Here is a 12,586-nt window from a genome sequence, read left to right on the forward strand (position 1 = left end):
ATACATCCTCAAATCAGAGGGAGTATGTCCTAAATGTCCGGCCTGACGGAGGCTGACCAGGACTTTTCCGCTGTTCTCGCTGACTCTGGCGGACTTGACCGCTAGTCTCCGTCGAGAGTCAACGGGCAAGCGTGTTGCTCGTGGCTCACCAGGTGAGGGGTGACTAGGTTCCTCACCGGTCCGTATCCGACAGTTCGACATCCGAGGTGACGTAGGCGTGGCTCTTCCGCCCCTTACCCCTGAACAGCGCGCAGCCGCGCTCGAAAAGGCCGCCGCGGCTCGCCGGGAGCGGGCCGAGGTCAAGAATCGACTCAAGCACTCCGGCGCCTCCCTCCACGAGGTCATCAAGCAGGGTCAGGAGAACGACGTCATCGGCAAGATGAAGGTCTCCGCCCTCCTCGAGTCCCTGCCGGGCGTGGGCAAAGTCCGCGCCAAGCAGATCATGGAGCGACTGGGCATCTCCGAGAGCCGCCGCGTGCGCGGTCTCGGGTCCAACCAGATCGCGTCCCTGGAGCGCGAGTTCGGCAGCACCGGCAGCTGAGTCCGGACCACTCCGGGATTGCTGGAATAATCGCTGCATGGCTGCAACACCCCGGGGGACGTCCCCCGTACCCCCGGACGCACGTCCGCGGCTGACCGTGCTCTCCGGCCCCTCGGGGGTCGGCAAGAGCACGGTCGTCGCCCATATGCGCAAGGAACACCCCGAGGTATGGCTGTCGGTCTCGGCGACGACCCGCAGGCCCCGCCCCGGCGAGCAGCACGGCGTCCACTACTTCTTCGTCAGCGACGAGGAGATGGACAAGCTGATCGCCAACGGCGAGCTGCTGGAGTGGGCCGAGTTCGCCGGCAACCGCTACGGCACGCCGCGCACGGCCGTGCTGGAGCGCCTGGAGGCAGGTGAGCCGGTCCTCCTGGAGATCGACCTCCAGGGAGCCCGGCAGGTCCGCGAGTCCATGCCCGAGGCCCGGCTGGTGTTCCTGGCCCCGCCCTCCTGGGACGAGCTGGTGCGCAGGCTCACCGGCCGGGGCACCGAGCCGCCCGAGGTGATCGAGCGCCGCCTCGCCGCGGCCAGGGTCGAGCTGGCGGCCGAGCCGGAGTTCGACCAGACCCTGGTGAACACCTCGGTCGAGGACGTGGCGCGCGAGCTGCTAGCCTTGACGAACGTCGTGTGATCGCCACTGGTCGTCCTGCGGTCATCCTTTGTGGTCATCCTGACTGAATCTTTCCCATCCATCGGAAGGTAGAGCGTGTCCTCTTCCATCTCCGCGCCCGAGGGCATCATCAACCCGCCGATCGACGAGCTCCTCGAGGCCACGGACTCGAAGTACAGCCTCGTGATCTACGCGGCCAAGCGGGCCCGCCAGATCAACGCGTACTACTCGCAGCTCGGCGAGGGCCTCCTCGAGTACGTCGGTCCGCTCGTCGACACCCACGTCCACGAGAAGCCGCTCTCGATCGCCCTGCGCGAGATCAACGCGGGGCTGCTGACCTCCGAGGCCATCGAGGGTCCGGCGCAGTAAGACCGGCGGCATCGCGGCGGTAATATCTTCAGCCTTACGCTGACTTTTCCACAGGCCCGGCAGTCCGACTGTCGGGCCTGTGGTGTGTGATGGGTCGTACGCGCAGTTCGAGCGGCGCGAAGTCCGAGCGCGTTATCCGAGCCGGGGAGAGACGGTGGACAAGCCCAAGGTCGTTCTGGGGGTCAGCGGCGGCATCGCCGCGTACAAGGCCTGTGAGCTGCTGCGCAGACTCACCGAGTCGGGGCACGAGGTCCGGGTCGTCCCCACCGCCTCCGCACTGCACTTCGTCGGCGCCGCCACCTGGTCCGCCCTGTCCGGCAACCCCGTGTCGACCGAGGTGTGGGACGACGTCCACGAGGTCCCACACGTCCGCATCGGCCAGCACGCCGACCTGGTCGTCGTCGCCCCCGCCACCGCCGACACGCTCGCCAAGGCGGCCCACGGTCTCGCCGGCGACCTGCTCACCAACACCCTGCTCACGGCCCGCTGCCCGGTCGTCTTCGCGCCCGCCATGCACACCGAGATGTGGGAGCACCCGGCCACCCAGGAGAACGTGGCGACGCTCCGCCGCCGCGGCGCCGTCGTGATCGAGCCCGCCGTCGGCCGTCTCACCGGCGTCGACACCGGCAAGGGCCGGCTGCCGGACCCGGGCGAGATCTTCGAGGTCTGCCGCCGGGTCCTCGCCCGCGGGGTGCGCGAGCCCGACCTCGCCGGACGGCACGTCGTGGTCAGCGCCGGCGGCACCCGGGAGCCCCTCGACCCGGTCCGCTTCCTCGGCAACCGCTCCTCCGGCAAGCAGGGCTACGCCCTCGCCCGCACCGCGGCCGCCCGCGGTGCCCGCGTCACGCTCGTCGCGGCGAACACGTCGATGCCGGACCCGGCAGGCGTGGACGTCGTGCCGGTCGGCACGGCGGTGGAGCTGCGCGAGGCGGTGCTGCGCGCCGCGGCGGACGCGGACGCCGTGGTCATGGCCGCCGCGGTGGCCGACTTCCGGCCGGCGGCGTACGCCACCGGGAAGATCAAGAAGAAGGACGACCGGGAACCGGAGCCGATCGTCCTGGTGCGTAATCCGGACATCCTCGCGGAGATCTCCACCACCCGGGCCCGCACCGGGCAGGTGATCGTCGGCTTCGCCGCCGAGACCGACGACGTCCTGGCCAACGGCCGGGCCAAGCTGAAGCGCAAGGGCTGCGACCTGCTCGTGGTGAACGAGGTGGGGGAGCGCAAGACCTTCGGCTCCGAGGAGAACGAGGCGGTGGTCCTGGGCGCCGACGGCAGCGAGACGCCGGTCGCCCACGGCCCGAAGGAGGCCCTGGCCGACATGGTCTGGGACCTCGTCGCCCGGCGGCTGGAGTGAATAACCCATTTGCTCGAAGGAGCCTCGAAGACGACGCATTCGAGCGTGGCGCCCCTGGCCAAGGGCGCTTCCTTCTGGGCAGAATGCCCGTGCCGCAGGTCACAGCCCTCCCGAGAGCTGAGACAGGTGGGCCCGCGGCAGAGTGCGACCGATAAACTGTTCTCGGACGTCGCCGGGTGCAGCTCCCCGTGCCGTCCACAAATGATCAGCCAGCAGCCGCTGCAACCCCAGGGAGCGTTGTGTCCCGTCGCCTGTTCACCTCGGAGTCCGTGACCGAAGGTCACCCCGACAAGATCGCTGACCAGATCAGCGACACGATTCTTGACGCGCTTCTGCGTGAGGACCCGACCTCCCGGGTCGCCGTCGAAACGCTGATCACCACCGGCCTGGTGCACGTCGCCGGCGAGGTCACCACCAAGGCCTACGCGGACATCGCCAACCTGGTCCGGGGCAAGATCCTGGAGATCGGTTACGACTCCTCCAAGAAGGGCTTCGACGGCGCCTCCTGCGGCGTCTCGGTCTCCATCGGCGCCCAGTCCCCGGACATCGCGCAGGGTGTGGACACGGCGTACGAGAACCGCGTCGAGGGCGATGACGACGAGCTGGACCGGCAGGGCGCCGGTGACCAGGGCCTGATGTTCGGCTACGCGTCCGACGAGACGCCGACGCTGATGCCGCTGCCCGTCTTCCTGGCGCACCGCCTGTCCAAGCGCCTGTCCGAGGTCCGCAAGAACGGCACCATCCCCTACCTGCGCCCGGACGGCAAGACGCAGGTCACCATCGAGTACGACGGCGACAAGGCGGTCCGCCTGGACACGGTCGTCGTCTCCTCCCAGCACGCGAGCGACATCGACCTGGAGTCGCTGCTGGCCCCGGACATCAAGGAGTTCGTCGTCGAGCCGGAGCTGAAGGCGCTCCTGGAGGACGGCATCAAGATCGACACGGAGAACTACCGTCTCCTGGTCAACCCGACCGGCCGCTTCGAGATCGGCGGCCCGATGGGCGACGCCGGTCTGACCGGCCGCAAGATCATCATCGACACCTACGGCGGCATGGCCCGCCACGGCGGTGGCGCCTTCTCCGGCAAGGACCCGTCGAAGGTCGACCGCTCCGCGGCGTACGCGATGCGCTGGGTCGCCAAGAACGTCGTGGCGGCGGGCCTCGCCGCCCGCTGCGAGGTCCAGGTCGCCTACGCCATCGGCAAGGCCGAGCCGGTCGGTCTGTTCGTGGAGACCTTCGGCACCGCCAAGGTCGAGCCCGAGAAGATCGAGAAGGCGATCGACGAGGTCTTCGACCTGCGCCCGGCCGCCATCATCCGCGACCTCGACCTGCTGCGCCCGATCTACGCCCAGACCGCGGCGTACGGCCACTTCGGCCGTGAGCTGCCCGACTTCACCTGGGAGCGCACCGACCGCGTGGACGCGCTGCGCGAGGCCGCGGGTCTGTAAGGCACCCGGGCGCAGCGCGCCCGACGGTCCCGGGGCGAGGCCCGGTGTCCCCGAAGGGGGGCGCCGGGCCTCGCCGCATACTCCCGACCCCGCCGCGTTGTCGGTGGTCTTTGCGAGAATGCAGGCGTGAGCAGCGAGAACGGACCGGAGCAGGGCGGCGCGCAGGACGCGCCGCCCGAGCAGCTCGCGCTCATCCGGGAGACCGTGCGCAAGGCGAAGACCCCGCGGGCCAAGCCGCGCACCTGGCGCGGGGCCGCGCTCGCCAAGGAACTGCCGGTCGCCAGGGTCCTGGTCGACAAGGGCGTGCTCCACCTCGACCGCTACTTCGACTACGCCGTGCCCGAGGAGCTGGACGCCGACGCCCAGCCCGGTGTGCGGGTGCGGGTGCGCTTCGGCGCCGGACGGCACCGGGTGCGCGACGGGCGGCGCGAGGGCGGCGGGCTCATCGACGGTTTCCTCGTCGAGCGGCTCGCCGAGTCCGACTACGCGGGGCCCCTGGCCGCGCTGGCCCAGGTCGTCTCGCCCGAGCGGATCCTCGACGAGGAACTGCTCGGCCTCGTCCGGGCGGTCGCCGACCGTTACGCGGGCAGCGTCGCGGACGTCCTCCAGCTCGCCGTGCCACCGCGCAACGCGCGCGCCGAGAAGCGGGCCTCGCCGCAGCCGCTGCCCTCACCGCCGGCTCCCGGGCCGGGATCGTGGGCGCGGTACGAGCAGGGGGCCGCGTTCGTGGCGGCCCTCGCGTCCGGCGGCGCGCCCCGCGCGGTGTGGAACGCGCTGCCGGGCCCGCAGTGGACCGAGGAGCTCGCGCGGGCCGTGGCGGCGACGCTGGCCTCCGGCCGGGGCGCCCTCGTGGTCCTGCCGGACGGCCGGGCGGTCGCCCGCGCCGACGCCGCGCTCACCGCGCTGCTGGGCGAGGGACGGCACGCGGTGCTCACCGCCGACGCCGGCCCCGAGAAGCGGTACGCGCAGTGGCTCGCGGTCCGCCGAGGTGCCGTACGGGCCGTGATCGGGACCCGCGCCGCCATGTTCGCGCCGGTGCGGGACCTCGGTCTGGTCGCCCTGTGGGACGACGGCGACGACAGCCACAGCGAACCGCACGCCCCACAGCCCCACGCGCGTGAGGTGCTGCTGCTGCGCGCCGCCCAGGACCGGTGCGCCTTCCTGCTGGGCGGCTGGAGCTGCACCGTGGAGGCGGCCCAGCTGGTGGAGACCGGCTGGGCCCGGCCGCTGGTCGCCGCGCGGGAGCAGGTGCGGGCCGCCGCGCCGCTGGTGCGGACCGTGGGGGACCAGGACCTGGCCCGGGACGAGGCCGCCCGCGCCGCACGGCTGCCGAGCATCGCCTGGCAGGCCGTCAGGGACGGACTGCGGAACGGACCGGTACTCGTGCAGGTGCCCCGGCGCGGTTACGTACCCCGGATGGCCTGCGCGGCGTGCCGGACGCCCGCGCGGTGCCGGCACTGCTCGGGCCCGCTGGAGGGGCAGGAGTCCGGAGCCGCGCTGCGCTGCGGCTGGTGCGGGCGCGAGGAGGGCTCCTGGCACTGCCCGGAGTGCGGGGCCTTCCGGCTGCGGGCGCAGATCGTGGGCGCCCGGCGCACCGCGGAGGAGCTGGGGCGGGCCTTCCCGGCCGTGCCCGTGCGCACCTCCGGACGGGAGCACGTGCTGGACACCGTGTCCGAGGCCCCGGCGCTGGTGGTGAGCACACCTGGGGCCGAACCGGTCGCCGAGGGCGGATACGCGGCGGCACTGCTGCTCGACGGCTGGGCGATGCTCGGCCGTCCCGATCTGCGCGCGGGCGAGGATGCCTTGCGGCGCTGGCTGGCCGCCGCCGCCCTGGTGCGCCCGCAGGGCGCCGGGGGCACCGTCGTCGCGGTCGCCGAGCCGACCCTGCGGCCGGTGCAGGCGCTGGTGCGCTGGGACCCCGTCGGCCACGCGCTGCGGGAGCTGTCCGAACGGGCCGAGCTGGCTTTTCCGCCGGTGTCGCGGATGGCGGCCGTCGCGGGGCCGCCAGAGGCGGTGACGGCCTTCCTCGACGCGGTCGAACTGCCGCGGGAGGCGGAGGTGCTCGGCCTGGTGCCCCTGCCGGTCACGGCACCGGGGCGGCCGCGCCGGGTGGGGGCGCCACCGCCCGGGGAGCACTGGGACCGTGCGCTGGTCCGGGTGCCGCCGGGGCGCGGGGCGGCGCTGGCCGGCGCGCTGAAGGCCGCTCAGGCGGCGCGGACGGCACGCGGGAGCGACACGGCGGTGTGGGTGCGGATCGATCCGCCCGACATCGGGTGAGGGGCGTACACGCCGCGGCCCTCCGTCTCCCGGAACGGAGGGGAGGGGCGGAGGGCCGGTGTGGGGTCGCGGCTCGGCCGGTGCGGGCGGCCGGTGCGGATTACCGCCGGGGCGGATCAGCCAGTGCGGGTCAGTCAGAGCAGATCAGTCAGAGCAGACCAGCCAGTACGGGCCGGCCAGAGCACTTCAGCCGTTGCGCGGGCCGGGGAAGGCGGTCGGGCGGACCTCGTCGCGCAGGGACGGGCTGCCCGACGTCGGCTGGGTCGGCATGGAGCGGGCCGCCGGGACCGTGGGCACCGGGGGGAGCCCCGAGCCCACGTCGACCGGGCGCGTACCCGTCGGCTCCGGAGTGTGCTCGGCGGTCTCGGCGGCGGACGCCGTCTGGGCCGCGGCGCGCCGGGAGCCGTAGCGCCGGTGCACGGCCTGCTTGGTGACGCCGAGCGCGGAGCCCACCGCGTCCCACGAGAAGCCGAGTGAGCGGTCGAAGTCCACGGCGGCCGTGACCAGTGTCTCGACACTGTCCCGCAGCTCCTGGGCGAGACGGACCGTCGGGGCGGGGGCGCGTCCGTAGACGACGAAGCCCGCGGAGGGGCCGGAGCGGCGCGGGCGGTAGACGTTGCCCAACTGGGCGGTGAGGGTGCGCAGTGCGTCCACCTGCCGGCGGACCCGCTCGATGTCCCGCACCAGCAAGTGCAGGCTGGCCCGAGCCTGGGCGTCGTGGGTTGCGTGGTCGGCCATGAACAAGCCTCTCGAACCGGCGTTGAAAGGAATCGGGCCGCGCGGGCGGCCCGGTGTGTCAACTCTTCCTTGACCAACGTGTGGGTGCGGCGTTGGTCACGGGGTGGGGGCGTGGGGGTTGGTTCGTGCGCCCCCTCGGCCTTCGGTCTTGTGCGCCCGTCGGCCTTCGGCCTCGTGCGCCTCCCACCCCCGCATCCCGCGTTTCCGGTCGGCCGAGCGGCTGAGCCCTCCCGTGGGGCTGCCGCGCCGCCGGCGCCTTCCCGTCGGTTGACGGCTCGTAGACTGGTGCGCTGCCCAGCAACCGCCCCCGCCCGAGAGGCCCGTCCCACCCATGAAGCTCGTCTTCGCCGGTACCCCCGAGGTCGCCGTCCCCGCCCTGGACGCCCTGATCGCCTCCGGGCGTCACGAGGTGGCCGCCGTCGTCACCCGGCCCGACGCGCCGGCCGGGCGCGGGCGCCGGCTGGTCGCCTCGCCCGTGGCCGAACGGGCCGAGGAGGCGGGCATCGAGGTGCTCAAGCCCGCGAAGCCGCGCGACCCCGGCTTCCTGGACCGGCTGCGCGAGATCGCGCCCGACTGCTGCCCCGTCGTCGCCTACGGCGCCCTGCTGCCCCGCGTCGCCCTGGACGTGCCCGCCCGCGGCTGGGTGAACCTGCACTTCTCGCTGCTGCCCGCCTGGCGCGGCGCGGCCCCCGTGCAGCACGCGCTGATGGCAGGCGACGAGATCACCGGCGCGTCCACCTTCCTGATCGAGGAGGGCCTGGACTCCGGCCCCGTGTACGGGACGGTCACCGAGACCATCCGCCCCACCGACACCAGCGGCGACCTGCTGACCCGGCTGGCCTTCGCCGGCGCCGGCCTGCTGGCGGCCACCATGGACGGCATCGAGGACGGCAGCCTGAAGGCGGTACCGCAGCCGGACGAGGGCGTCACCCTCGCCCCGAAGATCACCGTGGAGGACGCACGGGTCGACTGGACCGCCCCGGCGCTGCGCGTGGACCGGGTGGTGCGCGGCTGCACCCCGGCCCCCGGCGCCTGGACCACCTTCCGCGGCGAGCGGCTCAAGCTGGTGCAGGCCGTGCCCCTGCCCGACCGGACCGGCCTCGCCCCGGGGCAGCTCGCCGCCGGGAAGAACAACGTGTACGTCGGCACCGGCTCGCACGCCGTCGAGCTGCTGTGGGTGCAGGCGCAGGGCAAGAAGCCGATGCGGGCCGCGGACTGGGCGCGCGGGGCGCGGATCACCGAGGGCGAGCTGCTCGGCGACTGACGGACCCGCGCCCGCGGGCCCCGCGCCCGCGCTTCACCGTTCACCGGCCCGGCGTACGCTGGTGAGCGCACTTCATCCCACATCCGGAGCACCTTTTTCGTGAGCGAGCAGCCCCGCCGTCCCCGCAAGCCCGGCAAGCCGTACCGCAGGCCCCAGAAGGACCCCGTCCGCATCCTCGCCTTCGAGGCGCTCAGGGCCGTCGACGAGCGGGACGCGTACGCCAACCTCGTCCTGCCACCGCTGCTGCGCAAGGCGCGGGAGAAGGAGGGGCCGGAGAAGTTCGACGCCCGGGACGCGGCCCTCGCGACCGAGCTGGTGTACGGCACGCTGCGCCGGCAGGGGACGTACGACGCGATCATCGCGGACTGCGTGGACCGGCCGCTGCGCGAGGTCGACCCGCCGGTCCTGGACGTGCTCAGCCTGGGCGCGCACCAGCTGCTGGGGACGCGCATCCCGAGCCACGCCGCCGTCTCCGCGTCCGTCGAGCTGGCGCGGGTCGTGCTCGGGGACGGGCGGGCCAAGTTCGTCAACGCCGTGCTGCGCAAGGTCGCGCGGGACGATCTCGACGGATGGCTGGAGCGGGTCGCCCCGCCCTACGACGAGGACCCGGAGGACCATCTGGCCGTCGTGCACTCGCACCCGCGCTGGGTGGTCTCCGCGCTGTGGGACTCGCTCGGCGGTGGCCGGGCCGGCATCGAGGAACTGCTGGCCGCCGACAACGAACGCCCCGAGGTCACCCTCGTCGCGCGGCCGGGCCGGGCCACCCGCGAGGAACTGCTCGGCGAGGAGGCCGCCGTACCGGGGCGCTGGTCGCCGTACGCGGTGCGGCTGAGCGAGGGCGGTGAGCCCGGGGCCGTCGAGGCCGTGCGGGAGGGCCGCGCCGGTGTGCAGGACGAGGGCAGCCAGCTGGTCGCCCTGGCCCTCGCCAACGCGCCCCTGGACGGGCCGGACCGGCGCTGGCTCGACGGGTGCGCCGGACCCGGCGGCAAGGCCGCGCTCCTCGGTGCTCTCGCCGCCGAACGGGGCGCCTTCCTGCTCGCCTCCGAGAAGCAGCCGCACCGCGCCGGGCTCGTGGCCAAGGCGCTGGACGGCAATCCGGGGCCGTACCAGGTGATCGCCGCCGACGGGACCCGCCCGGCGTGGCGGCCCGGGAGCTTCGACCGCGTCCTGGTCGACGTGCCGTGCACCGGGCTCGGTGCCCTGCGGCGCCGGCCCGAGGCACGCTGGCGGCGGCGCCCCGAGGACCTGGACGGCTTCGCCCCGCTCCAGCGCGGGCTGCTGCGCAGCGCCCTGGAGGCCGTACGGGTCGGCGGCGTCGTCGCCTACGCGACCTGCTCGCCGCACCTCGCCGAGACCCGGGCGGTCGTCGCGGACGTCCTCAAGCAGCACCCCGGCACCGACCTCGTGGACGCCCGCCCCCTCCTCCCCGGCGTCCCGGACCTGGGCGAGGGCCCCGACATCCAGCTGTGGCCCCACATCCACGGCACGGACGCGATGTACCTGGCCCTGATCCGTCGCACCGCATGACGCGCCCGACAACGCGCCCCAAAGGGGCGCGGGGAACGGCGCGGGCAACCAGCACCGGTCCCGCGGCCGACGAACAAGCCAGACAGGTCCCCGGGCCCATGCCACCCGCCCCCGGAGGGCATGGCAGGCTTGGGCACATGGCCGCGCAGATCAACCCCAGCATCCTGTCCGCCGACTTCGCCCGCCTCGCGGACGAGGCCAGGGCGGTCGAGGGAGCCGACTGGCTCCACGTCGACGTCATGGACAACCACTTCGTCCCGAACCTCACGCTCGGCGTGCCGGTGGTCGAGTCCCTTGCCCGCGCGACCGACACCCCGCTGGACTGCCACCTCATGATCGAGGCTCCCGACCGTTGGGCGCCGCAGTACGTCGAGGCGGGCGCCGGTTCCGTCACCTTCCACGTCGAGGCGGCCGCCGCGCCGGTGCGGCTGGCCCGGGAGATCCGTGCCAAGGGCGCCCGCGCGTCCATGGCGCTGAAGCCCGCGACGCCGATCGAGCCGTACGAGGACCTGCTCCCCGAACTCGACATGCTGCTGGTCATGACGGTTGAACCCGGCTTCGGCGGGCAGGCGTTCCTGGACATCATGCTTCCCAAGATCCGGCGCACCCGTGAGCTGATCAAGAAGCACGGTCTGGAGCTGTGGCTCCAGGTCGACGGCGGGGTCTCGGCGTCGACGATCGAGCGGTGCGCCGACGCCGGCGCCGACGTCTTCGTCGCGGGTTCCGCCGTGTACGGGGCGTCCGACCCTGCCGAGGCGGTACGTGCACTGCGCACGCAGGCCGAGGCGACGACCGCCGGGGCATCCTGGTCCTGCGACCACTGAGGAACAGAAAGTGAACGGCTCCCATCAGGGCTGATCAACAGCGCCGAATCTGCAAGGATGAACGGCGTATCCAGAGTGTGAACAGCAGTGAGGAGATCGCCGTGTCGGGTATGTCGGCGGGCCGTTCAGCCATGCGGATGGGACCCGCTGAGCTGGTCCAGGCGGCGGCCATGGCCCGCCGCTTCTACCTCGAGGGCAAGTCCAAGATCCAGATCGCGGAGGAGTTCGGCGTCAGCCGCTTCAAGGTGGCCAGGGTTCTCGAGACCGCCCTTGAGCGGGACCTGGTAAGAATCGAGATCCGCGTGCCGGCCGAGCTGGACGCGGAGCGCTCGGACGCCCTGCGCGCCCGCTACGGGCTCAGGCACGCCGTCGTGGTGGAGTCCCCGGCCGACGCCGAGGAGACACCCGACCCGGAGAACCTGGGCGAGGTGGCCGCCGACCTGCTCGGCGAGCTGGTCAACGAAGGTGATGTGCTCGGCCTGGCCTGGGGCCGGTCCACCATCCACATGGCGGCGGCGCTCGACCGGCTGCCGCCGTGCACCGTGGTCCAGTTGACGGGCGTGTACGACGCCGGGACCGCCGAGCGCGGCTCGGTGGAGGCCGTCCGCCGAGCCGCCCAGGTGTCGGGCGGCGACGCGCACCCCATCTACGCGCCGATGCTGCTGCCGGACGCGGCCACCGCGCAGGCGCTGCGGCACCAGACCGGGATCGCCCGGGCCTTCGAGTACTTCGACAAGGTCACGGTCGCCTGCGTCTCCATCGGCTCCTGGGAGCCCGGCATCTCGACCGTGCACGACATGCTCAGCGACGAGGAGCGCGCGCACTACGCCTCGCTCGGGGTCGCCGCCGAGATGTCCGCGCACCTCTTCGACGCCGAGGGCCGCCGGGTCGGGCGGGACCTGGGGGAGCGGTGCATCACGGTCAAGGCCGACCAGCTCCGCCGTATCCCCGAGGTGGTGGCGATCGCGGGCGGGCAGCGCAAGGCGGCGGCCATCGACGCGGTGCTGCGCTCCGGCCTCGTCACCAGCCTGGTGACGGACACGTCGGCCGCGGACTACCTGATGACGGCCGGTTCGGCGCCGAAGTCGACGCTCAACCGGACCGATCCGGACGGGATCTGACGGCCGGTCGGCGCGGGACGAGCGGGAGGAAGGGCACCACATGGGCGAGATGACCGAGGACTCCGCGGGACGGCTCGTGGTCACGCTGGACCTCGGCGGGGTCACGGACAAGGCGGGCCTGATGGACCGCTTCGCCCGTGACCTGGCGCTGCCCGACTGGTTCGGCCGCAACTGGGACGCGCTCGCCGACTCCCTCGCCGACCCCTCCGTCTGGCCTGGCGGCGCGGCGGACCGGGGGCTGGTGCTGGTCGTCGAGGGCTGGCGGGCGTACGCCGAGGCGCGGCCCGAGGAGTGGGCCGTCGCCGAGGAGGTCTTCGCCGAGGCCACCGACCGCGGCCCGGGACTCTTCGTCACCCTCGGTCCTGGAGGTTCCTCCAAGGAGTCCGCTGACCAGCCTGGATGATCTGCCCGGGGATTATCGGCCACCCGTCATGGGAGAATGAAGTACGTGCTCTTTCCCCCTGGCTGACCTGTCCGGGGGCCACCTCTGATCGACTGGGATGTGCAGCA

General features: G+C 73.1%; 12 protein-coding genes. 11 read left to right on the forward strand and 1 reads right to left on the reverse strand.

The annotated features are described in order from the left end of the window. Positions 1-217 precede the first annotated feature (217 nt). The 6 genes from ACZ6IM_RS12465 (at position 218) to ACZ6IM_RS12490 (ending at position 6,602) form a co-directional block, all read left to right on the forward strand. Positions 218-541 (forward strand): integration host factor, encoded by a 324-nt coding sequence (locus ACZ6IM_RS12465; protein WP_003977346.1) that lies wholly within the window; start codon positions 218-220, stop codon positions 539-541. Positions 542-578: 37 nt separating this feature from the next. Then, positions 579-1,172, forward strand: coding sequence for a guanylate kinase (gmk, locus tag ACZ6IM_RS12470; RefSeq protein WP_052837885.1), 594 nt, complete (start codon positions 579-581; stop codon positions 1,170-1,172). A 75-nt stretch (positions 1,173-1,247) separates the two neighbouring features. Next, the gene (gene rpoZ / locus ACZ6IM_RS12475) at positions 1,248-1,520 is read left to right on the forward strand and encodes a DNA-directed RNA polymerase subunit omega (RefSeq protein ID WP_003977348.1); all 273 of its coding nucleotides are present in this window, start codon (positions 1,248-1,250) and stop codon (positions 1,518-1,520) included. A gap of 154 nt (positions 1,521-1,674) precedes the next feature. Beyond that, complete coding sequence (coaBC, locus tag ACZ6IM_RS12480) at positions 1,675-2,877, forward strand: bifunctional phosphopantothenoylcysteine decarboxylase/phosphopantothenate--cysteine ligase CoaBC (RefSeq protein WP_052837886.1); 1,203 nt, start codon at positions 1,675-1,677, stop codon at positions 2,875-2,877. A 239-nt stretch (positions 2,878-3,116) separates the two neighbouring features. Next, positions 3,117-4,325 (forward strand): methionine adenosyltransferase, encoded by a 1,209-nt coding sequence (gene metK / locus ACZ6IM_RS12485; RefSeq protein WP_052837887.1) that lies wholly within the window; start codon positions 3,117-3,119, stop codon positions 4,323-4,325. A 126-nt stretch (positions 4,326-4,451) separates the two neighbouring features. Further along, complete coding sequence (locus ACZ6IM_RS12490; RefSeq protein ID WP_469556285.1) at positions 4,452-6,602, forward strand: primosomal protein N'; 2,151 nt, start codon at positions 4,452-4,454, stop codon at positions 6,600-6,602. Positions 6,603-6,788: 186 nt separating this feature from the next. Here ACZ6IM_RS12490 and ACZ6IM_RS12495 read toward each other — a convergent pair whose 3' ends face one another. Further along, positions 6,789-7,340, reverse strand: coding sequence for a hypothetical protein (locus ACZ6IM_RS12495; protein ID WP_052837889.1), 552 nt, complete (start codon positions 7,338-7,340; stop codon positions 6,789-6,791). A 331-nt stretch (positions 7,341-7,671) separates the two neighbouring features. Here ACZ6IM_RS12495 and fmt point away from each other — a divergent pair, with 331 nt between their 5' ends. From fmt to ACZ6IM_RS12520, 5 genes are all read left to right on the forward strand, one after another. Further along, a complete protein-coding gene (gene fmt, locus ACZ6IM_RS12500) occupies positions 7,672-8,604 on the forward strand; it encodes a methionyl-tRNA formyltransferase (protein ID WP_052837890.1) in 933 nt (310 codons plus the stop codon). Between the two features lie 99 nt (positions 8,605-8,703). Then, positions 8,704-10,131, forward strand: a complete 1,428-nt coding sequence (locus ACZ6IM_RS12505; RefSeq protein ID WP_469556288.1) for an RsmB/NOP family class I SAM-dependent RNA methyltransferase — start codon at positions 8,704-8,706, stop codon at positions 10,129-10,131. A 137-nt stretch (positions 10,132-10,268) separates the two neighbouring features. After that, positions 10,269-10,955 (forward strand): ribulose-phosphate 3-epimerase, encoded by a 687-nt coding sequence (gene rpe, locus ACZ6IM_RS12510; protein ID WP_052837892.1) that lies wholly within the window; start codon positions 10,269-10,271, stop codon positions 10,953-10,955. A 77-nt stretch (positions 10,956-11,032) separates the two neighbouring features. After that, complete coding sequence (locus ACZ6IM_RS12515; RefSeq protein ID WP_087810377.1) at positions 11,033-12,076, forward strand: sugar-binding transcriptional regulator; 1,044 nt, start codon at positions 11,033-11,035, stop codon at positions 12,074-12,076. A 49-nt stretch (positions 12,077-12,125) separates the two neighbouring features. Then, positions 12,126-12,479 carry a barstar family protein gene (locus ACZ6IM_RS12520; protein WP_052837988.1) on the forward strand — a complete coding sequence of 118 codons (354 nt, stop codon included), beginning with the start codon at positions 12,126-12,128 and terminating at the stop codon, positions 12,477-12,479. Positions 12,480-12,586: the final 107 nt, after the last annotated feature.

The organism is Streptomyces sp. NPDC042336, assembly GCF_055581985.1.